Consider the following 21,723-nt stretch of genomic DNA (forward strand, 5'->3'; position numbering starts at 1 on the left):
CCTGGGGGTGTTGTAAGGACAAAGATCGGTACCTCCGTGGCACAAGCAATGCCCATGCCTGCCCTGGTGCACGACAAGTGCTGGCTGTCGCGAACCCGACGCCGCACAATAAGCGCATGCAGACCGCCCCCCCCTCCCCGCCAGTCTCCTCCGTCTCCCCACCTCCTCCATCCGTGTGGCGCGCGCCCAGCCTGTCAGCGCGCTGTTGGCCAGTGTTCCTGCGCAACCTGCTGGTGTGGCGCAAGTTGGCCATCCCCAGCCTGGTGGGCAACATTGCCGAGCCACTGATGTGGCTGGTGGCCTTTGGCTACGGTATGGGGGCACTGGTGGGGCAGGTGAACGTCGCGGGGGCGGGTGGCGACACCAAAGTGCCCTACATCCTGTTCCTGGCCAGTGGCTCGATCTGCATGAGCGCCATGAATGCAGCGAGCTTCGAGGCGCTGTATTCGGCCTTTTCACGCATGCATGTGCAAAAGACCTGGGACGGCATCATGAATGCGCCCATCAGCCTGGACGACGTGGTGCTGGCCGAAATGCTGTGGGCCGCCTTCAAGGCCCTGTTCACTGTCACCGCCATCCTGGGCGTGATGCTGGCGCTGGGCATCAGCCACAGCCCCAAGCTGCTGGTGGCCTGGCCGGTGCTGTTGTTCGTGGGAGTGATGTTCTCCAGCATCGCGCTCATCTTCAATGCGCTGGCCAAAGGGTATGACTTCTTCACCTACTACTTCACGCTGGTGCTCACGCCGATGATGTTCCTCTCGGGCGTGTTCTTCCCGCGCGAGCAGCTGCCACCCATCGTGCGCGCGATTTCCGACTGGCTGCCGCTGACCAACGCGGTCGAGCTGGTGCGCCCGCTGTTCATGGACCAGTGGCCCGCCCATCCGTGGCGCCATGGGCTGGTGCTGGTGGTGACCACCGTGGCTGCGTTCTGGGTGGCGCTGGCGCTGACCCGCAAGCGCTTCAAGGCATGACCGCGCTTTTACCGGCCCGCCCATGACCTTGCTGCTCGACCCTGGCCGCACCGCGATGGTGTCCAAGGGTGTCTCCGCCATCGTGGCGTCGTGCAGCGCGGCGCTGCAGCCCAGCATCATGCGGGCGGTGGGCAGCCACCTCAGCGCCGATGGGCATTGCGTCACGGTGTACCTGCGGCGCAGCCAGTCGCGCCAGTTGCTGCAGGACATTGCGGATACCGGGCGGATCGCAGTGGTGTTCAGCGAACCCGCCACCCACCGCACGCTCCAGCTCAAGGCCCTCCAGGCGCATCAACGCGCGGCCACGGAGGAAGACCTGCCCGTGCTGCAGGCCTATCTGCGCTCCATGGAGCACGAAGTGGGCCTGGTCGGCTATGGCCCGCGCTACGTGGGTGCCATGCTGGCCGCGCCGCTGGCCGATGTGGTGGCGGTCAGCTTCACACCCACCGCAGCTTTCGACCAGACGCCAGGCCCCCGCGCTGGCGCCGCCCTGACAGGACCGCAGGCCGGATGAGCACCGTGAGCCTGTCGCTGCACGCCATCCGTCCCTGCCTGGAAGGTGCCATCCCGGCCATCATGGCCACCTGCGACGCGGACGGTACGCCCAACGTGGCCTACATCTCGCAGGCCGTTTATGTGGACGAGGGGCATGTCGCGCTCTCGTTCCAGTTCTTCAACAAGACCCGCCAGAACATCCTGCGCAATCCGCGCGCCGCCGTGCTGGTGCTGGACCCGCGCACGGCCAGCTTCTACCGGCTGCACCTGTACTACGAGCGCACCGAGGACCATGGTCCGGTGTTCGAGAGCATGCGCGCGCAACTGGCGGGCATCGCCTCGCATGCCGGCATGGCGGGCGTCTTTGATCTCAAGGGCTCAGACATCTATCTGGTGGAGCGGATCGAGGCCGTCTCGGGCGACAGCCTGCCACCCCCACCGCAGCGCCCCGGGCTGCTGCATGCCCTGCGCACGGGCAGTGAACGCATGGCCCGCTGCGTGGGGCTGGACGAATTGCTGGCCTGCACGCTCAGCACCTTGCAAGAGCAGCTCGATATCGGCTACGCGATGGTGCTCATGCTGGATGCCACGGCCGAGCAGCTTTACACGGTGGCAAGCCGTGGCTACGCCACCTCCGGCGTGGGGTCGGAGATCCGCCTAGGGCAGGGCGTGATCGGTGTGGCCGCGCAAGAGCGCACACCGGTACGCATCAGCCACGTGACCAATGCCGCGCGCTACAGCCATGCCATCCGCGACAGCCTGGACGCCCATGCCGATGCCGGCGCGCAGCTGCAGCGCGGCATGGACATTCCCTACCCGGGCCTCGCGGAGCCGCACAGCCAGATCGCCGTGCCGCTGGTGTCGGCCGGGCGCCTGCTGGGCGTGTTGTTTGCCGAAAGCCCCGAGGACATGCGCTTTGGCTTCGAGGACGAAGACCTGCTCGTGGCCATCGCCGGGCAGCTGGCCGCCGCCATCGACCTGCTGCAGGCGGCGCCCGACGCACCCGAGCCCCCGGCATCACCCCCTGCGGCGCCACTGGTGAGTGGCAGCGCGCTGCGGGTGCGCCATTTCGCGGCCAACGACAGCGTGTTCATCAATGACGACTACCTGATCAAAGGCGTGGCGGGCGCCATCTTCTGTAAGTTGCTGCGCGACCACCTGGCGAGTGGCCGCGTGGACTTCACCAACCGCGAACTGCGCCTGGACCCCGCGCTGCGCCTGCCCGACGTGGCCGACAACCTTGAAGCCCGGTTGTTGTTGTTGCAGCGCCGCCTGCAGGAAAACAGCCCGCACATCCACATCGAAAAGACCGGGCGTGGGCGCTTTCGGCTGTGTGTGCTGCGCCCCCTGGTGCTGGAAGACGCTTGAGCTTCAGTGCACGAGCCCGGGCACCGGAGGCAGCCCCAGGCTGCGAACCAGCTTCGTCCATTCCTGCTGCGTGAGGTGGGGCTGCACGTGGGCCAGCACCGCCGCCAGCACCGGCTTGGGGGCATGTTGCTGCATGTCCGACAGCATGGCCGTGCGTTCGGCAGGTGACATGAAAGGCACGAGCCAGCGGGCCGTCACCAGCATTTCCTGGGGCGGAATGGACGCAACCAGTTCGTCGTGGATGCGCACCAGCTCTTCGTCGCTGTAGCGGTCCCACAGCACCTGGTTATGCGCTGTCTCCTCTTCGTGCATGTGCTCAAAGTTGTGGGCGATGAACAGCGCGAGCTGGCGGTACAAGGCCTGTGTGGCAGCGGGACGCGACGGCCGCGCGCAAGACAGCAAATGCGACACACCGGCCGCCAGCGCAGCAATGGCCTGCTCATGCTCGACATGTTCGCTGTCCACCCGCTGGCTGGAGCCAGGCTGCCGCGCCTCCATGGCCGCGTGCACGAACTGGTTCTCGTGGCGCAAGTGCGATCGGCAGAAGTCGAGCATCTGCATCACACGGTCGCAGGTCTGCGCAAACTCCAGGTCGTCGTCCACATCCATGCGACCCAGGCCCAGCAGCGTGTCGGCCATGAAGGCGCGCAGGGCCTTGTGAATGCCTGCGTACATGTCCATGCGGGGGGCGGAGGGCTGGGCTTGGGCCAGTGCGGCGATTTCGCGGGAATCAATTTTCATCACGTTCTTTCATGGCCCCGGTGGGCTCTGTCAGCGCCATGTTTCTGGCGCCGGGCCGGGTGCACCATGCGCCCGTTTCCATGAAAAGAAGTCTAGGAACGCGCCGCGTTCTTGCCTGTTAAAAACTCCTTAAACAGACCTTCCACAAACCTTAAAACCGGTGTTCCGCGCAGTAAACGTGAATTCCTTCACGCGGCAGCGCGCAGCAGGTCCACCGCCTTTTCCGCAATCATCACGGTGGGCGCATTGGTGTTGCCGCTCACGATGCGCGGCATGATCGACGCATCCACCACACGCAGGCCCGACAGGCCGTGCACGCGCAGTTCGGCGTCCACCACGTCCATAGGCCCCGGCCCCATGCGGCAGGTACCCACGGGGTGGTAGATGGTGTCTGCGTATTGGCGGATGAACTGCTCGATCTGCGCATCGGTGCGTGCATTGGCCGAGGCCGCCAGCTCCTTGGCGCCGAACTTCGCCAGCGCTGGCTGCGCCAGGATCTCGCGTGTGCGCTGGAAGCCGCGCACCATGCGCAGCATGTCGTCCGGGTCCGCGAGGAAGTTCGGGTCTACCAATGGCAACGCCATGGGGTCGCGGCTTGCCAGCGTGACCGAGCCCCGGCTCTTGGGCTGCAGCAGGCACACGTGGGCCGAGTAGCCATGGCCGAACACGGTCTTTCGCCCGTGGTCCACGAGCTTGCCGATCACGAAGTGCAGTTGCAGATCCGGCACGGCCTCCGACGGATCGCTCTTGATGAAGCCTCCCGCCTCGGCGAAATTGGTGGTCAACATGCCGGTGCGGTGCTTGCGCCATTCGACCATGCCGCGCAGCGTCTGCGCCATGCCCGACAGCGAGAGGCCGAACAGGTCCTTGAGTTCGGGGGCATCCAGCACCTGCACCACGTCGGGGTGGTCATGCAGATGCGCGCCCACGCCCGGCAGGGCGTGCAGCACCGGGATGCCGTGTTGCCGCAGCTGCGCGCCCGGCCCCACGCCCGACAGCATCAGCAGCTGCGGCGAGAGCAACGCGCCCGCGCTCAGCAGCACCTCGCGGCTCGCCTTCACCTGGTGCAGCGCGCCGCCCTGGCGGTATTCCACGCCCACGGCACGCTTGCCCTCGAACAGGATGCGGGTGGCATGCGCCCCGGTGATGACCTGCAGGTTGGGGCGCGCAAGATGCGGCGTGAGATAACCCTTGGCGGCGCTGTGCCGCTCGCCATTCTTGTGCGTGACCTGGTAAGGGCCCACGCCCTCTTGCGAGGCGCCGTTGAAGTCGGCGTTGTACGGATGCCCGGCCTGCACGCCCGCTTCGGCAAAGTGGCGGCTGAAGCGATTGGGCGTGCGCAGGTCCGCCACGTTGAAAGGCCCGCCCCGGCCGTGCCAGGCATCGGCGCCGCGCTCGTTGTGCTCGGCGCGCAGGAAGTAGGGCTTCACATCCTCCCAGCCCCAGCCAGGATTGCCCTGGGCGGCCCAGTGGTCGTAGTCGGCATGCTGGCCACGGATGTACACCATGGCGTTGATGGAGCTGGACCCCCCCAGCACCTTGCCGCGTGGCTGGTAGCCCTGGCGGTTGTTGAGCGCGGACTGCGGCGTGGTGTTGAAGCCCCAGCCGTTGAGCTCGAACTTGGCCATCACGGCCAGCCCGGCGGGGCAGTGGATCAGCACGCTCTTGTCGGCGGGCCCCGCCTCCAGAAGGCAGACCCGCACGGCAGGGTCTTCGGTGAGCCGCCCCGCCAGTACCGAGCCTGCAGAGCCGCCGCCAATGACGATGTAGTCGAACATGTTGTGTTGTCTCCTCCGCCATGCTGTGCAGCGGGTTGGTTGTCCAGGGTGAAGGCACGATAACCGAACGGTCGTGCGATTCGCTTTACCATTCCATCCATCCGTTTCACTTTGAAGAGAGCTCTCTATATGACGATTCAAACCGTTGGCATCATCGGCGCCGGCACCATGGGCAACGGCATTGCGCAGGCCTGCGCGGTGTCCGGTATCAATGTGGTGATGGTCGACATCTCCGAGGCCGCCGTGCAAAAAGGCCTGGCCACCGTGGCCGGCAGCCTGGACCGGCTGATCAAGAAGGACAAGATCAGCGCCGCCGACAAGGACGCGGCGCTGGCACGCATCAAGACCTCCACCAGCTACGACGACCTCAAGGCCGCGCAGCTCGTGATCGAGGCCGCCACCGAAAACTACGAGCTCAAGCTCAAGATCCTGAAGCAGGTGGACGCCATCGTGGCGCCCGAGGTGCTGATTGCATCGAACACGTCTTCGATCTCCATCACCAAGCTGGCCGCCGCCACCAGCCGCGCCGACAAGTTCATCGGCATGCACTTCTTCAACCCCGTGCCCATGATGGCGCTGGTGGAGATCATCCGTGGCCTGCAGACCAGCGACGCCACGCACGACGCCGTGAAGGCCCTGGCCGAGGCGCTGGGCAAGAGCCCCATCACCGTGAAGAACGCGCCCGGCTTCGTGGTCAACCGCATCCTGGTGCCGATGATCAACGAGGCCTTCTTCGTGCTGGCCGAGGGCCTGGCCACACCTGAGGACATCGACGCGGGCATGAAACTGGGCTGCAACCAGCCCATCGGCCCGCTGGCGCTGGCGGACATGATCGGCCTGGATGTGTGCCTGGCCGTGATGGACGTGTACCTGACCGAGTTTGGCGACAGCAAGTACCGCCCTTGCCCGCTGCTCAAGGAAATGGTGGCGGCCGGCCGCCTGGGCCGCAAAACGGGCCAAGGCGTCTATACGTACTGACCGTTCCGGGCGCGCTGTCCCCACGGGGACGGCGCGCCCATCGCGGTGGGTTTTCAATCATGGGCCAGGAGACCCGCGCCCATGACAAACATCACCCCCACCACGCCCCCGCCCGAGGGCTGCATCGACACCCTGGTGCTTGGCCACGTGCTGCTGATCGGCATCAACCGCCCTGCCAAGCGCAACGGCTGGACGCCCCCCATGTTCCGCCAGCTGGCGGAGGCCTACACCCGACTGGATGATGACCCCGACCTGCGCGTCGGTGTGCTGCATGCCATGGGCGACCACTTCACCGCAGGCCTGGACCTGCCCGCCGTCAGCGCCTACATGCAGCGCGGCGAGAAGGCCATTCCCGAGGGCCTGGTGGAGCCCCACGACTACGGCCTGCCCGGCTACCGGCGCCGTGCCAAGCCGATGGTGGTGGCGGTCAAGGGCATCTGCTTCACCGTGGGCATCGAGCTGATGCTGGGCGCCGACATCGTGGTGGCGGCCGACAACTGCCGTTTCTCGCAGATGGAGGTGCAGCGCGGCATCATGGCCACAGGTGGCGCCACGCTGCGCATGGCCGAGCGCGCGGGCATGGGCAATGCCCTGCTGCATTTGCTCACGGCCGACGAGTTTGGCAGCGCCGAGGCGTACCGCCTGAACTTTGTGCAGAAAGTGGTGCCGGCTGGCCAGGAGCTGGACGAGGCATTGGCGATTGCCCAGCGCATTGCCGCACAGGCGCCGCGTGCGGTGGTCGCCACTCGCCTGAATGTGCTCAAGGCCATCGAGCAAGGCCAGGCGGCTGCGGTGGCGGACTTCATCCCGGTGCAAAAGCAACTGGCCAACAGCGAGGACGCCGCCGAAGGCGTGCGCGCGTTTGTCGAGCGCCGGCCCGCGCAGTTCAGCGGGCGCTGAGGGCCTGGTGGCTCGTCGTCGCCCGAACCACTACATGCCAAATTTCAAGCCTAATCGGCCGCTAGCGCATATGAATCATGCGCCAGAAGCTCTGCTATTGATAGCAATTTCCCGAGAGTGAAGGGGCACAGCACCCCCGCCTGCGCAAGCGGAGCGCGCAAATAGCACCGATGGCGCGGCGCCGCTCCCCCACCGACACAATCCCATCCATTAACAATGTTTTTCACAATTCAATTGCACACAATTGAATTCACGCTCACAATTCACCCCATGCCCAGCCACAGCACACCCCACACTCCCAGCCCCGCCATCCTGCGGCTGGACAACCAGGTCTGCTTTGCGCTGTATTCCGCCTCGCTGGCGATGACAAAGCTCTACAAGCCCCTGCTCGACCAGATCGGCCTGACCTACCCGCAGTACCTCGTGATGCTGGTGCTGTGGGAGCAGGATGGCGTGACGGTGTCCGAGCTGGGCGAGCGCCTGTTTCTGGACTCCGGCACGCTCACGCCGCTGCTCAAGCGCCTGGAGGCGCAGGGCCACATTGCCCGCCTGCGCGATGTGCAGGACGAGCGCCGCGTGCGCATCACCCTCACGTCGCAAGGCCGCGCACAGCGCGACCAGGCCGAGACCATCCCGCCCTGTGTGCTGCAAAGCAGCCAGTGCTCGATTGCCGAGCTGACGGCCCTGACCACCGAACTCAAGCAGCTGCGAGACCGGCTCAGCGAGCAACGCTGACGGCCTGCAGACAACGCAAACACCGATTCCCTCCACCGCCCGCCAGTGGGCAACAACCGCAAGGAAGACACCATGACCAAGCTCGAAAAAGTCCTGTACACCGCCAAGTCCCACGTGACCGGTGGCCGCGATGGCGCCGCCAAGACCGATGACGGCCGCCTGGAAGTCAAGCTGTCCTCGCCCGGCACGGCCGGCACCGGCACCAACCCCGAGCAGCTGTTTGCCTCCGGCTACGCAGCCTGCTTCATCGGCGCGATGAAGGCCGTCGGCGGCAAGATCGGCATTCCTGTGCCCCAGGACGTGTCCATCGACGCAGAAGTGGACCTGGGCCCCATCCCGAACGCCTACGGCATCGCCGCCCGCCTGGCCATCAGCCTGCCCGGCCTGGACAAGGAAACCGCCCAGAAGCTGGTGGACGCAGCCCACCAGGTCTGCCCCTACTCCAACGCCACGCGCGGCAACATCGACGTGACCATCACGATCGTCTAAGACCATGGGCCGCCTGCTGATTCCCCGCATCGCGGTGGCCCTGGTGGCCATCGAGCATGTGTACATCCTCGTGCTGGAGATGTTCTTCTGGAACAAGCCGCTGGGGATGAAGACGTTCAACCTGACGCAAGAGCTGGCCGACGCCACCACCACGCTGGCGGCTAACCAGGGTCTGTACAACGGATTCCTGGCGGCCGGCCTGTTCTGGGGCCTGTTCACCAGCAACCGGCTGTTCAAGATCTTCTTCCTGGGTTGCGTGATCGTGGCCGGGGTGTTTGGCGCCGCCACGGCAGCGCCCAAGATCTTCTTCAGCCAGGCATTGCCCGCGATCATTGCACTGGGCCTGGTGCTGGCCTTTGACAAGCCCGCCACACAGCGCAACCACTAAGCATCAAAAATCATAGCTTCCAGCGCTTACTCAGTAAGCGTTGGCAGCTATTTTTTATTGAAATCCGCACAGGCCCATCGGCCTTTGCAAGCTGGCATTCAGCGACACGCGCGATGATGGGGCTGGAGACAACCCCATGAAGATCGCCCTGCTGTCCGACATCCACGCCAACCGCGAGGCCCTGGACGCCTGCCTGCAGCACGCCCGCGCCCAGGGTGCAGAGCAGTTCGCGCTGCTGGGCGACCTGGTCGGCTATGGTGGCGAACCCGTGGCGGTGGTCGAACAGGCGCGAGCGCTCGCGCAGCAAGGCGCGCTCTGCGTGCTGGGCAACCACGACGCCATGGCGCTGGCACCACCCGCCGCACCACGCAATCGCAGCGAAATGGGCGCGCAGTGGACCCACGACCAGCTCGGCAACAGCCACATCGCCTTCCTGCAATCGCTGCCCCTCACCGCGCGCCTGGGGACCAGTGCGCTGCTGGTGCACGCCAGCGTGGATGCGCCCGAGCAATGGCGCTATGTGGAGGACTCCAACGCCGCCGAGCGCAGCATGACGGCGGCCCAGGCCATCGACCCGGCCATCCGCTACGTGTTCTGCGGCCATGTGCACGCACAGGCGCTGTACTTCCTCACGCCCACCGCCAAGCTCATGCGTTTTGCGCCCGAGCCCGGCGTGCCCGTGCCCGTGCCACCGCACCGCCAGTGGCTGGGCATCGTGGGTTCGGTGGGCCAGCCGCGCGACGGTGACGCGCGCGCCATGTACGCGCTGTTTGACGACACGGCACGGCAGATCACCTTCTACCGCGTGCCGTATGACCACCTGGCCGCCGCCGCCGCCATCCGCGCGGCAGGCCTGCCGGGCTTCTACGCGGACCGCCTGGAGCACGGCCAATGAAGCTGCTGGCCGCCGGCACCGAGATCGACGGCTTTCGTGTGGTGGACTGCATCCACGCGGGCGGCATGGCGCACATCTATGCGGTGGACTACGCACAGGAAGGCCGCAGCCCCGGCTTTGCCATGGCGATGAAGATCCCGCGCATGACGGCAGGCGATGGCGCCGAGAACATCGTGAGCTTCGAGGTGGAGCTGCAGATCCTGCCCGTGCTCAGCGGCCCGCATGTGCCGCGTTTTGTAGCGGCGGGCGACCTCGTGCGCCTGCCCTTCCTCGTCATGGAGTACATCCCCGGCCAGACGCTGCAACACTGGGTGGATTCGCCTGAACGCTGCGACACCTCAACAATAGCCCGCCTGGGCGCGGCCACGGCCCATGCGGCGCACAGCCTGCACCAGCAGAACGTCTGCCACCTGGACCTCAAGCCTGCCAACGTGCTCATCAAGGCCGACGGCAACGCCGTGCTGCTGGATTTTGGCCTCTCTTGCCACGCCCATTACCCCGACCTGCTGGCCGAGGAAATGCGCCAGGCCGTGGGCTCGCCCGCGTGGATTGCCCCCGAGCAGGTGGTGGGCGTGCGCGGCGACCCGCGCAGCGACATCTTCGCCATCGGCGTGATGCTGTACGAGCTGGCCACGGGCGAGCTGCCGTTTGGTGCCCCCACCACCCGCGGTGGCATGCGCCAGCGCCTGTGGATGACACCCGCGCCCCCGCGCAAGCACCGCGCCGACATCCCGCCCTGGCTGCAGGAGATCATCCTGCGCTGCCTGGAGCCCGAGGCCTCCCACCGTTACCCCTCGGCCGCCCACCTCGCCTTTGACCTGGCGCACCCCGACCAGGTGCTCATCACAGAGCGCGGCGAGCGCACACAGGGGACATCCCTGCGCACCCACCTGCGGCGCTGGCTGCGGGCGGCCGGCATGCACTACACGCCCAGCCCCCTGCCGTCAGCGCAGATCGAAGACACACCCATCCTCATGGTCGCCGTGCCCCATGCCGATGTGAGCGATGCCACGCTGTACTCGCTGCGCCAGGCCGTGGCCCGCTCGCTGGGCATCCGCCCCGGCGCGCGGCTGGCCTGCGTGACGGTGATCTCGCCCGGCGCCAGCAGCACCAGCGACAGCAACCGCAGCGAAACCACGCTGCACCGCCAGCACATGGCCCGCCTGCGCCAGTGGACCCAGGCCCTGGACCTGACCGGGCACACGGTGAGCTACCACGTGCTCGAAGCGGGCGACGTGGCCCAGGCGCTGGTGCGCTATGCAGCCAGCAACCACGTGAGCATGATGATCCTGGGCGCCGCCACCCACGGGCTGCAGATGCAGCGCTTCATCGACACCGTGCCCATCCGCGTGGCGCGTGATGCGCCCTGCACCGTCATCCTGGTCAAGGAGGCGCTGCCGTTCGAGCAGCTGGGGCAGACGTTCTCAGGCTAAGCGCCTGTTCAAGAAGTGGGCCCCGCTGTCGCCGAGGTGGCGCGGCCCGCTTGAGCCGCGCCGGGCTTTCGTTTAGCGTGGTGGCATGAGCACCACCACCCTCCTCGTGCGCCAGGACAACCTGGCCACCACCCGCCTGTCGGCCGCCGAAGACTCCGCCCTCACCGAAGGCCAGGTCCGCGTGCGGGTCGATTCGTTCGCCCTCACGTCCAACAACATCACCTATGCCGCCCTGGGCGACATGCTGAACTACTGGCAGTTTTTCCCCACCGGCGAGCCCGGCTGGGGCATCGTGCCCGTGTGGGGCTTTGGCACGGTGACCGAGTCAATGCACCCCGACGTGGCCGTGGGCGAGCGGCTCTATGGCTACTGGCCCATGGGCACCCAGGCGGTGCTCTCGCCCCACCGCGCCAACGCGGCCGGTTTCAGCGACGGTGCGCCCCATCGCGCGGGCCTGCACGCCGTCTACAACCACTACCTGCGCACCAGCACCGACCCGCTGTACCGCACCGACAACGAGGACGTGCAGGCGCTGCTGCGGCCGCTGTTCATCACCTCGTGGCTTATCGACGACTTTCTGGAGGACCAGCAGTTCTTTGGCGCCCAACGCATGCTGCTGTCCAGCGCATCGAGCAAGACGGCCTACGGCACCGCGTTCCAGCTCGCGCAGCGCGAAGGCATCGAGGTCATCGGCTTGACCTCACTCGGCAATGTGGCGTTTTGCGAAAGCCTGGGTTGCTACGACCGCGTGGTCACCTACGACGCGCTGGAATCGCAGATTGACGACGCCACGCCCAGCGTGTACATCGACTTTGCGGGCAGCGTGGGCCTGCGCCAGCGCATCCACGCCCACTTCACGGGCCTGTCCTACAGCTGCTCGGTGGGTGCCAGCCATGTGCAGGACCTGGGCGGCGCGGGCCAGCTGCCCGGCCCGCGCCCGGTGATGTTTTTTGCCCCTGCCCAGGTCAAGAAGCGCCACACCGACTGGGGTGCACAGGGCCTGAACGACCGCCTGGTGGCGGCCTGGAACCAGTTCAGCGCCGCCGTACAGACCGCCTCCACCCCCTGGCTGGTGGTGCAGCACCACACGGGGCCCGAGGCCACGCAGGCGCTGTTTGCCGCCGTGCTGGCCGGCAGCGGCGACCCGCGCGCAGGCCATATCGCCACCATGCTGCCGGGCTGACATTTCACGGGCAGCTGAGGGCTGGGCAGACAGCGACAATGGGGCATGACCCCACTGCCCCCTGAACCCGCGCCCGACACCCACGCCGCCGCCGACCAGCACCCCTACGCCCGCCTCACCCCCGACCAGGTGCTGGACGCACTGGCCGGCGTGGGCCTGTATGGCGATGGGCGCCTCATGGCCTTGTCGTCGTACGAAAACCGGGTGTACCAGGTCACGCTGGAGGATGGCGAGCGCGTGGTGGCCAAGTTCTACCGCCCGGGCCGCTGGAGCGAAGCGCAGATCCTCGAAGAACACGCCTTTGCCGCCGAGCTGATGGCCGCCGAGGTACCCGCCGTGGGACCGCTGATGCTGAGCGGCAGCACGCTGCACCAGCACGATGGGTTCGCGTTTTCGGTCAGCCCCTGGCGTGGCGGCCGGCAGCCCGAGCTGGATGATTTTGAGGTACTGGAATGGATTGGCCGTTTTCTGGCGCGCATCCACACCGTGGGCGCAGCCCAACCCTTTGTGCACCGCCCTCTGCTGGACCTGCAGAGTTTTGGCACGGCTTCGTACGACTGGCTGCTGGCCCAGGCAATCATCCCGCTCGACATGCAGGCCCTGTGGAAGGCCCAGTGCGAAAAAGCTCTTGAATTGATAGCTGCCAGCGCTTATCCATCAAGCGCTGGAGCCCCATTTGGCTTGAAAGATGCGACCCCCATCCGCTTGCATGGCGACTGCCACCCCGGCAACATCCTCTGGACGCCGCTGGACGAATGGGGCCGGGGTGGCCCGCACTTCGTGGACCTGGACGACGCGCGCATGGGGCCGGCCGTGCAGGACTTGTGGATGCTGCTGTCGGGCGACCGGCGCCAGCGCACCCACCAGCTCAGCGCACTGATCGAAGGGTACGAACAGTTCCGCAGCTTCGACCGCCGCGAGCTGGCGCTCATCGAGCCGCTGCGCACGCTGCGCCTGATCCACTACAGCGCCTGGCTGGCGCGCCGCTGGCAGGACCCGATCTTCCCGGTGAACTTCCCGTGGTTTGGCACCAGCGACTACTGGCGCGGGCAGGTGGACATGTTGATCGAGCAGATCGAGGCCATGCAGGAAGAGCCCCTGGCGGTGTAAGACGAACTCTCCCTGCGCCGCCTTAGGCGCCAGGGCCCGGGCGGGCGGGCGCGATGGCGCACCGCCCATTGCAAACGATTGTCAACCCGTGTGCACAGGGGCGCGATGTCGCGCAACATCCAGAGATGCCTTCCTGGAAAGGCGATTTCTGACCTGTGAAGGGCGCCTGCGCCCGAAGACCGACATCATGCGCATTGCCGTCCTGCACGACGACCCCCTTTTGCCCGACATGATCCGGGGCGCCCTTGAGCGCCACCACCATGTGTGCCATTTCTATACCAGCGGTGCGAGCCTGCTCAAGGACGCACGGCACGAAACCTTTGACCTGCTGATCTCTGGCTGGCACTTGCCGGACATGGACGGCATCGAGGTCATCCAGCGCCTGCGCGAGATGGCCGGCCAGCAACTGCCCATCCTGCTGGTCACACGCCGCAACGAAGAACGCGACGTGATCGAGGCCCTCAACCGTGGCGCGGACGACTACATGGTCAAACCCCTGCGGGTGGGTGAGCTGGTCGCCCGCGTGGCGGCCCTGCTGCGGCGGGCGTACCCGCAGGCCATGGGCGAGCAGCTGGCTTTCGGCCCCTACCGGTTCGACCCGGAGAAACGGCTGCTGTTTCTGCAAGGAGAACCGCTGACACTGAAGAACCGGGAATACGAGCTGGCCCTTTTCATGTTCCGCAACGCGGGGCGGCTCTTGTCGCGCGCACACCTGCGCGAAGCGGTGTGGGGCGAACGCAGCGAAGCGCCTTCGCGCTCGCTCGACACCCACGTTTCGCGCCTGCGCGCCAAGCTGCAGTTGGCGCAGCAGGCCCACGGCTACACGATCACCGCCATCTACGGCATGGGCTACCGGCTGGACACGGTGGACCTGGCGAACCTACGCCCCTGAACGGCCACGCGGAAGGCACTGCATCAGCCGCCATCCGCCCCACCCTGACCACAAAAAAGGCCAGCACGCTTTGCAGCGTGCTGGCCTTTTGGCGTTCCACCGGCCGCCGCGAAGTGATCGCGACGGCGGCTGTGCCCAGGGCTACCGGCGGCGGCCGATGGCAGGGTGTTGCCAGGCCATCAGGCCCAGCAAGGCCGCCAGCAGGATCAGGCCCCATTCCGACAGCGTGGGAATACCGCTGACCGGCAGGTTCGACACGGTCGTCGTTGCGCTGGAGGTGTTGTTGCTGGGGTTGGTGTCGCCCGGTGCGTCCAACGTGGCCGTGTTCACCAGGGGGCGAGCGCCGTTGTAAGGAGACGCCAGCGTGGTGCTGATGGTGAAGGTGCGCGAAGCCCCCACTGCCAGTGCGCCCACAGCGCAGCGCACGGTACCTGCGGAGTTGACGCAGCCCGCAGCGGACACAAAGTTGACGCCCGGTGGCAGGGTATCCACCACCTGGGCACCATTGCTCGCCAACGGGCCGTTGTTGGTGACCACCAGCGTGTAGTCAATCGGCGCACCGGCGGCCAGAGGTCCGGCTGCTGCGGTCTTGCTCAGCGCCAGATCGGTCGCCACGGTGAAGCGGCGTGCGGTGGTGTCATGCGTCACCACGTTGTTGGCCAGCGTGGTCTCGGTTTCTTCCACCACCACACTCGCCTGGTTGAAGGCGGTGCCACTGGTGGCGCCTGCCACGGTGAGGGTCTCGGCGCGCATGGCGTAGGTGATCGTGGCGCTCTGGCCGCTGCTCAGCCCCGGGAAGCTACAGATCAGCGTGCCACTGGTCGCACCCACGGTGGGTTCGGTACAGGCGCCGCCGGCATTCACCGTGAGCGCGCCCTGGTAGCTGAAGGTGGCCGTGGGCGAGGAGCCCGGCGCGGGGAAGACGTCGGTCATCACCACGTTGGTACCAAAGGACGGTCCGCTGTTGTTCACCGTGATGGTGTACGTCGTCGATTGCCCCAGGTCCACCGGGTCAGAGCTGTCCACCTTGTTCACCAGGATGTCCAGCTGCGCCGCCGTCACGGGCGTGGAGGTCGTGGCGCTGTTGTTGGCGGTGTTCGACTCGGTGGTGGCCGTGGTGGCGGCCACGCTGTTGACCACCGTGCTGCCCGTTGCACTGCCCAGGGGGCGCATGCGGTAGTTCACCGTCTGCTGCGTGCCGGAATTGATGCTGGCCCAGTTACAGGTGAGCGTTCCGCCCACCGTGCCTGCGGCGATGGGCGCGCAGCTGCCCCCCCCGCTCACGCTCACCACGTCGATAAAGGCAGCATTGGACGGCAGGGTGTCCACCATCTGCACGGTCTGCGCGGTGGAAGGTCCCGTGTTGCCGATCGTTGCCACAAACGTGATGGGTGCCCCAGCCGCAACGGTGGAAGGCGTGGCCGTCTTGGCGGCGGTCACGTCCACGATGGCCGTAACCTGGCTGGTCACACTGCCACTGTTGTTGGCCTGGTTGGGGTCGCCCACGTCGGGGGAGCGCACGGTGGCGGTGTTGGTGCGCGGTCCGGTGACGGCGATGCTGGGGCGCACCACCACGGTCACCGTGGCCTGCGCCCCGGAGTTCAGCGTGCCCAGGTTACAGCTCAGGTTCTGCGAAGTACCGTTGGTGACGCCGTTGGGGGTGCAACTGCCTTGCGAGGCCACGGCGGACTGGAAGCCGCCGGTGTTCACCAGGCTGGCCAGCGTGTCTGACACGATGACGTTGGTGGCAGCCGCCGGGCCGACGTTGTCGACCGTGATGACGTAGGTCAGGTTCTGGCCCGCGACCACGGGGTCCGGCGCAGCCGTCTTGGACACGACGCGCAGGTCAGCCTGGGTGGCCGTGGCAGTGACGCCCACGCCCACGCAATTGTTCGCCCCATTGCTGTCCACTCGCGCACCAACCCCCAGCGCCACACAGGCATTGTTGGTGACGGTACCCGCGCTGGCCAGCACGGCGGACACGGTGACGGCAGGCGCATTGGAGTTCGCGTTCAGGCCCGTGGAGCGGGTGCAGTTCCAGGCTGCCACGCCGTTGCCGACAAAGGGCAGTGCATCGCAGGTCCAGCCCGTGGCGCTGACAAGGCTGTTGAGCGTCACACCGGCAGGCACCACGTCGGAGATGGTGATGGCCTGGCCGTTGGGTACCGCCAAGGGGCCGGCGTTGCGCGCCGTCAGCGTGTAGTTGAACGCCTGGCCCGGCACCACAGGGTTGATGCTGGCCGTCTTGGTCAGCAGCATGTCCGCATCGTTGCTGGCCGTCACGTTGAACGAGGCCGAGTTGTTCCCGGGCACCGGGTCGGACAGCAGCGTGCTGACGCCCGCCGTGTTGCCTAGCGTACCTGCGCTGTTGGCCGTGGCGGTCACGGTGATGACGGGCATGTTGGTGAAGTTGGCGCCGGTGTATTCCGTGCGCGAGCAGGTGATCGTGGCGTCACAGGTCCAGCCCGTGCCCACAGCGGACACGAAGGTGAGCCCCGCGCCGAGCGTATCGGTCACCGTGACGGGCTGGCCCACCAGCGACACCCCGCCATTGAGCCGTGGCGTGAGGGTGTACACCACATTGGCGCCCTGGGCCACGTTGGAGCTGGAGGCTGTCTTGGTGATGGACACGTCGGCACCCGAAGCGGACGTCACGTCCGCCGAGGTGGTGTTGTTGGACGTATTGCCATCGGGCATGGCGGAGTTGTCGGGCTTGATGCCATCGATGGCAAAGGCCGCCGTGACCGTGCCATTGACATTGGACACGGCGGGAACCGTCAGCACCGAGGCGGACGCTCCGTTGGCCAGTGTGCCCGTGCGCGTGCAGGTGACCGTGCCGCTGCTCAGCGGGTACCCGCTGGACGGTGTGCACGACCAGCCCGATCCCGAAGGCGCTGCCGTGATCGACGCGCCGCTGGGCACGGTGAAGGTGATGCGCTGGCTGCCATCGGCCGCGTTCGGGCCGTTGTTGGCAGCCTGCAGCGCATAGCTGTAGGCCTGGCCGGCCACCACGTTGGCGGCCGAAGGCGTGGCCACGAGCGCGAGGTCCGCCGCCTGCGTGGCGGTGGTGTCCTGCACGCTGTTGACGTTGTTGCTGGTGTTGGGATCGGACGTGGCGCTGGAGGCCGTGGCCGTGTTGGTCCACACCCCGGCAGAGGGCAGCCGCACGCGGATGGTCACGGTCTGGTTGGTGTTGAACGCAATGTTGCCCAGCGCGCAATTGACGGTCCCGCCTGCTTGGTTGCAGGTGCCCGCCGTGGTGTTCACGTCGATGAACGTGGAACCCGCCGGAAGGGTGTCCACCAGGGTGACGCCGGTAGCGCCGTTGGGGCCGTTGTTGTCGATGCGCAGCGTGTAGGTGAAGATGCCGCCAGCGGGCCCGGGGTCGGGGGAGTCTGCATGGTTGACCACCAGGTCGGCGGACTGCGCCATGGCAGCCCCCGCAAACAAGCCACCGGCCAGCAAGAGCCAGCGAAAGCGGCGTACCGCGCTTTGCACAGGGCGCGGGGCAACCCGCGCCTGCGGGGTGGCAGGGCTTGTGGCCGGCTGCACGGACCCGCTGGATGTCTGCGCGCGCCAGAAGGCGCATGCGCTCATCCAGGGTCGCGTCAATCGATAGAGCATCAAAATTCTCCTGAGGTGAATGGCTTCAACTTCCGGCCACGCCGCAACCTCACCAGGCCCCGATGGGCTGGCAAAAAATGCATGGGAGTGCGTGGATGTGCCGTGGCCGCCACGGACCAAGGCTGGGTTGGAATTTATCGACGGACGGGTGCGCAATCCGCCCAGCAACAATCGTTAACAGTTGTGAACGGTATTGCGTATTGTTTGCACCACGGGCGCGCACCCTCCCTGTGGGCAGCACAGGTGGTGGACCGGCTGGGGACCCCTGGGCTATGCTGCGCCATCTTTGATCCACCGCGAGTTGGCCCACCCATGAAGGACATGTTTCGCACGCTCCTCTCCATTCGCCAGAAGCGCAGGCCCGCCCCCGTGGGGCCTTTGCCCGCCGTGGGCACCGTCATCCTGCGGGGAGAGGTCAAGATGGCCATCACCCACCCGGTGCCCCGGGAGCTGTGGGACTGGCTGGTGCTCTCGGGCTGGCGCAACCTGCCGGTCAAGAACGACCGGCGCAAGGGACAGCGCGTACCAGAGGGCGCGCTCAAGGAGCTGATCGACACCGACCCGCAGGAACGCAACCAGGCGCACAGCCGCATCCTGGAGCAGGCACAGCCCGAAGACTGAACAGCCTCGGAAAGCCCCATAAAAAAACCCCGATGGCGCCAGGCGCGATCGGGGTTTGCTATTATTTCAATAGCTTATAGCGCTTGATATACATGCGCCAGCGGTCCATTTGGCCTCAACTCTTACACCAGCAAGGCGTTCACGCGTTTCACATACGCAGCGGGGTCTTCGGGCAGGCCGCCTTCGGCCAGCAGCGCCTGGTCAAACAGGATGTGCGCCAGGTCGTGGAAGTGCACGCTGCCGTCGAGCTTCTTGACCAGAGCGTGTTCGGCGTTCACCTCCAGCACGGGTTTGGTCTCGGGCGCCTGCTGGCCAGCCTGCTTGAGCATGCGGGCCAGCTGGGTGCTCATGCCGTCGTCCTGCACCACCAGGCAGGCGGGTGAATCGACAAGGCGCGTGGTCACGCGCACGTCTTCGGCCTTGTCCTTGAGCGCTTCTTTGAGCTTGGCCAGCACGGGCTTGAAGGCTTCGGCGGCTTCTTCGGCGGCCTTCTTCTCGGCTTCGTCCTGCAGCGTGCCCAGATCGACCGCGCCCTTGGCCACGCTTTGCAGCGGGGTGCCATCAAACTCGTGCAGGTAGTTCAGCGCCCACTCGTCCACGCGGTCCGTCATCAAGAGCACTTCGATGCCCTTCTTCTTGAAGACTTCGAGCTGCGGGCTGTTCTTGGCGGCGGCCAGGGTGTCGGCAGTGATGTAGTAAATCGCCTCCTGGCCTTCCTTCATGCGCGCCTTGTAGTCGGCAAAGCCCACGGTGGCGGTATCGCTGGTGGTGGACGCAAAACGCAGCAGCTTGGCCAGGCGCTCGCGGTTGCCAAAGTCTTCGCCCAGGCCTTCTTTCAGCACAGCGCCGAATTCGGCGTAGAACTGGCTGTACTTGCCTTCCTTGGCCTTGTCGTCGGCATCCACCACGTCGGTCACGCCATCCGCGTTGGCCGACGCGTCGTGCTTGTCATGTTTGGCCAGGTCTTCCAGCATGCTCAGCACGCGCTTGGTCGAGCCTTCGCGGATGGCGCGCACGTCGCGACTTTCCTGCAGCAGCTCGCGGCTCACGTTCAGGGGCAGGTCGGCCGAGTCGATCACGCCTTTCACAAAGCGCAGGTAGGTCGGCAGCAGCGCCTCGGCGTCGTCCATGATGAACACACGCTTCACATACAGCTTCACGCCCGCCTTCTTGTCGCGGTTCCACAGATCGAATGGCGCCTTGGCGGGGATGTACAGGAGTTGCGTGTACTCGGTATTGCCCTCGACGCGGTTGTGCGCCCAGGTCAGCGGAGCTTCGTGGTCGTGGCTGATGGTTTTGTAGAACTCGGCGTACTGCTCGTCGGTCACGTCCTTCTTGGGGCGGGTCCACAGGGCGCTGGCCTTGTTGATGGTTTCCCACTCGCCGGTCTTGACCATGCCGCCGGGCTGGCGGCCGCCGGCTTCGTCGCCGGGGGTGATGAGTTCGCCGTCTTTCCACTCTTCCTTTTCCATCAGGATGGGCAGGCTGATGTGGTCGGAGTACTTGGCGATGACCTGCTTGAGCTTCCAGGCATTGAGATATTCCTCGGCGTCGTCGCGCAGGTGCAGGATGATGCTGGTGCCGCGCTGCGCGCGGGTGATGGCTTCGACCTCGAAGTCGCCCGTGCCGCCGCTCACCCAGCGCACGCCCTGGTCGGCGGGCAGGCCGGCGCGGCGCGATTCGACCGTGATCTTGTCGGCCACGATGAAGCCTGAATAAAAGCCCACGCCGAACTGGCCGATGAGCTGGGCATCCTGCTTCTGGTCGCCGCTGAGCTTGCCCATGAAGTCCTTGGTGCCGCTCTTGGCAATGGTGCCCAGGTGGTCAATGGCCTCCTGTTCGCTCATGCCGATGCCGTTGTCGGTGATGGTGAGCGTCTTGGCATCCTTGTCAAAGGTCACGCGCACTTCGAGGTTGGGGGCGTCCTCGAACAGTGCAGAGTTGTTCAGGCCTTCAAAACGCAGTTTGTCGCACGCGTCCGAGGCATTGGAGATCAGCTCGCGCAGGAAGATTTCCTGGTTGGAATACAGCGAATGCGTGACAAGGTGCAGCAGCTGGGCCACTTCGGCCTGGAACGACAGGGTCTGTTTGGTGCTCATGGTGTCTTGGGGGTTGCTGTGTAGGGGGCAAAAAGAACGCCTTTTGCGCGCCGAAGGTCGGCGAGGAAAGGCGTTCGCGCGTGTTCACCTCGGGGCAGACTGGTTGATTTCAAGGGCAGGCCTGCGCAGCAAACCCCCGCACCACCCGTCCTCGCTACCTGGGCTCGCCCCCCAAAGCCGGCCAACGCTGAAGATTGTTGACAATTTGCAGGAAGTTGGCAGTATTTTTTGTCATTTAGACCCCATAAGATGCACGCGGCTGAAGCTGCTCTGCGAGGGGCGGCCTTCAAATCCTTTGCCCCTTCCCTTCGGAGCCTTCCTGCCATGCCCACATCCCTTCAAAAATGGTCCGCCGAGTTCCTCGGCACGTTCTGGCTGACCCTGGGCGGCTGCGGCAGTGCCGTGCTGGCCGCCGCCTTCCCGCAGCTGGGCATTGGTTTTGTCGGCGTGTCCCTGGCCTTTGGCCTCACGGTGCTGACAGGGGCCTACGCCCTGGGACCGATCTCGGGCGGGCATTTCAACCCCGCCGTGTCGGTGGGGCTGGCGCTGGGGGGCCGGTTCAAGGCGTCCGAGCTGCCCGGCTACGTGGTGGCCCAGGTATTGGGCGCCATTGCCGCGGCGGGTGTGCTGTATCTCATTGCCACGGGCAAGCCAGGCGCAGACATCGGCGGCTTTGCCACGAACGGTTATGGCGAACACTCCCCCGGCGGCTATGGGCTGGTGGCTGCTGTGGTGACGGAGGTCGTGCTGACGGCCATCTTCCTCATCGTGATCCTGGGCGCCACGGCCAAACGCGCGGCCAGCGGCTTTGGCGGGCTGGCGATTGGCCTGTGCCTCACGCTCATCCACCTGATCTCCATCCCGGTGACCAACACCTCGGTCAACCCAGCCCGCAGCACCGGCCCGGCGCTGTTTGGCCCGGCCTATGCGCTGTCGGAACTGTGGGTCTTCTGGGCCGCCCCCATTGCGGGTGCTCTGCTGGGCGCAGCCATCTACCGCGCGCTGCTCAGCGACGACTGAAAC

Annotated in this window: 19 protein-coding genes; 15 read left to right on the forward strand and 4 right to left on the reverse strand. The window is 66.2% G+C overall.

The features are described 5' to 3' along the window. The first annotated feature begins 116 nt into the window (after positions 1–116). From ASE39_RS17950 to ASE39_RS17960, 3 genes are read left to right on the forward strand one after another with little or no spacing between them, the layout of a single operon-like run. Positions 117–971, forward strand: a complete 855-nt coding sequence (locus ASE39_RS17950; protein ID WP_029413996.1) for an ABC transporter permease — start codon at positions 117–119, stop codon at positions 969–971. Between the two features lie 22 nt (positions 972–993). Then, complete coding sequence (locus tag ASE39_RS17955) at positions 994–1,485, forward strand: hypothetical protein (RefSeq protein WP_057272017.1); 492 nt, start codon at positions 994–996, stop codon at positions 1,483–1,485. Continuing rightward, a complete protein-coding gene (locus tag ASE39_RS17960; RefSeq protein WP_057272018.1) occupies positions 1,482–2,834 on the forward strand; it encodes a GAF domain-containing protein in 1,353 nt (450 codons plus the stop codon). Before ASE39_RS17955 ends, ASE39_RS17960 begins: the two co-directional genes overlap by 4 nt. A 3-nt stretch (positions 2,835–2,837) precedes the next feature. Here the strand turns inward: ASE39_RS17960 and ASE39_RS17965 are convergent, their stop codons facing one another. Together ASE39_RS17965 and ASE39_RS17970 are read right to left on the reverse strand one after the other, a co-directional pair. Continuing rightward, positions 2,838–3,575 (reverse strand): hypothetical protein, encoded by a 738-nt coding sequence (locus tag ASE39_RS17965; RefSeq protein ID WP_057272019.1) that lies wholly within the window; start codon positions 3,573–3,575, stop codon positions 2,838–2,840. Positions 3,576–3,763: 188 nt separating this feature from the next. Then, on the reverse strand, positions 3,764–5,353 hold the full coding sequence (locus ASE39_RS17970; RefSeq protein WP_057272020.1) for a choline dehydrogenase: 1,590 nt from the start codon (positions 5,351–5,353) through the stop codon (positions 3,764–3,766). A gap of 129 nt (positions 5,354–5,482) precedes the next feature. Here ASE39_RS17970 and ASE39_RS17975 point away from each other — a divergent pair, with 129 nt between their 5' ends. From ASE39_RS17975 to ASE39_RS18020, 10 genes are all read left to right on the forward strand, one after another. After that, the gene (locus ASE39_RS17975) at positions 5,483–6,331 is read left to right on the forward strand and encodes a 3-hydroxybutyryl-CoA dehydrogenase (RefSeq protein WP_057272021.1); all 849 of its coding nucleotides are present in this window, start codon (positions 5,483–5,485) and stop codon (positions 6,329–6,331) included. Between the two features lie 81 nt (positions 6,332–6,412). Beyond that, positions 6,413–7,231: a crotonase/enoyl-CoA hydratase family protein gene (locus tag ASE39_RS17980; RefSeq protein WP_057272022.1), complete on the forward strand. Its 819-nt coding sequence runs from the start codon at positions 6,413–6,415 to the stop codon at positions 7,229–7,231. Positions 7,232–7,501: 270 nt separating this feature from the next. Beyond that, entirely contained in the window at positions 7,502–7,966 is a 465-nt protein-coding gene (locus ASE39_RS17985; protein WP_057229411.1) for a MarR family transcriptional regulator, read from the forward strand. 72 nt (positions 7,967–8,038) lie between these two features. Next, positions 8,039–8,455 carry an organic hydroperoxide resistance protein gene (locus ASE39_RS17990; RefSeq protein ID WP_010462826.1) on the forward strand — a complete coding sequence of 139 codons (417 nt, stop codon included), beginning with the start codon at positions 8,039–8,041 and terminating at the stop codon, positions 8,453–8,455. Positions 8,456–8,459: 4 nt separating this feature from the next. Then, positions 8,460–8,843, forward strand: a complete 384-nt coding sequence (locus tag ASE39_RS17995; RefSeq protein ID WP_010462827.1) for a DUF1304 domain-containing protein — start codon at positions 8,460–8,462, stop codon at positions 8,841–8,843. Positions 8,844–8,979: 136 nt separating this feature from the next. Beyond that, complete coding sequence (locus ASE39_RS18000; RefSeq protein ID WP_010462828.1) at positions 8,980–9,738, forward strand: metallophosphoesterase family protein; 759 nt, start codon at positions 8,980–8,982, stop codon at positions 9,736–9,738. Then, positions 9,735–11,171, forward strand: coding sequence for a bifunctional serine/threonine-protein kinase/universal stress protein (locus tag ASE39_RS18005; protein WP_057272023.1), 1,437 nt, complete (start codon positions 9,735–9,737; stop codon positions 11,169–11,171). The genes ASE39_RS18000 and ASE39_RS18005 overlap by 4 nt, the downstream gene beginning before the upstream one ends. An 85-nt stretch (positions 11,172–11,256) precedes the next feature. Beyond that, positions 11,257–12,354: a DUF2855 family protein gene (locus ASE39_RS18010; RefSeq protein ID WP_057272024.1), complete on the forward strand. Its 1,098-nt coding sequence runs from the start codon at positions 11,257–11,259 to the stop codon at positions 12,352–12,354. Positions 12,355–12,399: 45 nt separating this feature from the next. Then, positions 12,400–13,464, forward strand: coding sequence for a serine/threonine protein kinase (locus ASE39_RS18015; protein ID WP_057272025.1), 1,065 nt, complete (start codon positions 12,400–12,402; stop codon positions 13,462–13,464). A 187-nt stretch (positions 13,465–13,651) separates the two neighbouring features. Next, positions 13,652–14,356 (forward strand): response regulator transcription factor, encoded by a 705-nt coding sequence (locus ASE39_RS18020; RefSeq protein ID WP_010462833.1) that lies wholly within the window; start codon positions 13,652–13,654, stop codon positions 14,354–14,356. A 141-nt stretch (positions 14,357–14,497) separates the two neighbouring features. Here the strand turns inward: ASE39_RS18020 and ASE39_RS18025 are convergent, their stop codons facing one another. Next, entirely contained in the window at positions 14,498–17,980 is a 3,483-nt protein-coding gene (locus ASE39_RS18025) for an IPTL-CTERM sorting domain-containing protein (RefSeq protein WP_242421482.1), read from the reverse strand. A 312-nt stretch (positions 17,981–18,292) separates the two neighbouring features. Between ASE39_RS18025 and ASE39_RS18030 the strand changes: the two genes are divergently transcribed. Further along, complete coding sequence (locus ASE39_RS18030; RefSeq protein ID WP_029413997.1) at positions 18,293–18,601, forward strand: hypothetical protein; 309 nt, start codon at positions 18,293–18,295, stop codon at positions 18,599–18,601. A 122-nt stretch (positions 18,602–18,723) separates the two neighbouring features. On the opposite strand, the gene htpG is transcribed toward ASE39_RS18030, so the two are convergent. Continuing rightward, positions 18,724–20,700 (reverse strand): molecular chaperone HtpG, encoded by a 1,977-nt coding sequence (gene htpG / locus ASE39_RS18035; RefSeq protein ID WP_010462837.1) that lies wholly within the window; start codon positions 20,698–20,700, stop codon positions 18,724–18,726. Positions 20,701–21,024: 324 nt separating this feature from the next. Between htpG and aqpZ the strand changes: the two genes are divergently transcribed. Next, positions 21,025–21,720, forward strand: coding sequence for an aquaporin Z (aqpZ, locus tag ASE39_RS18040; RefSeq protein ID WP_010462839.1), 696 nt, complete (start codon positions 21,025–21,027; stop codon positions 21,718–21,720). Positions 21,721–21,723: the final 3 nt, after the last annotated feature.

Origin of the sequence: Acidovorax sp. Root267 (genome assembly GCF_001429215.1) — a bacterium.
GTDB classification, from domain to species: domain Bacteria; phylum Pseudomonadota; class Gammaproteobacteria; order Burkholderiales; family Burkholderiaceae_C; genus Acidovorax; species Acidovorax radicis.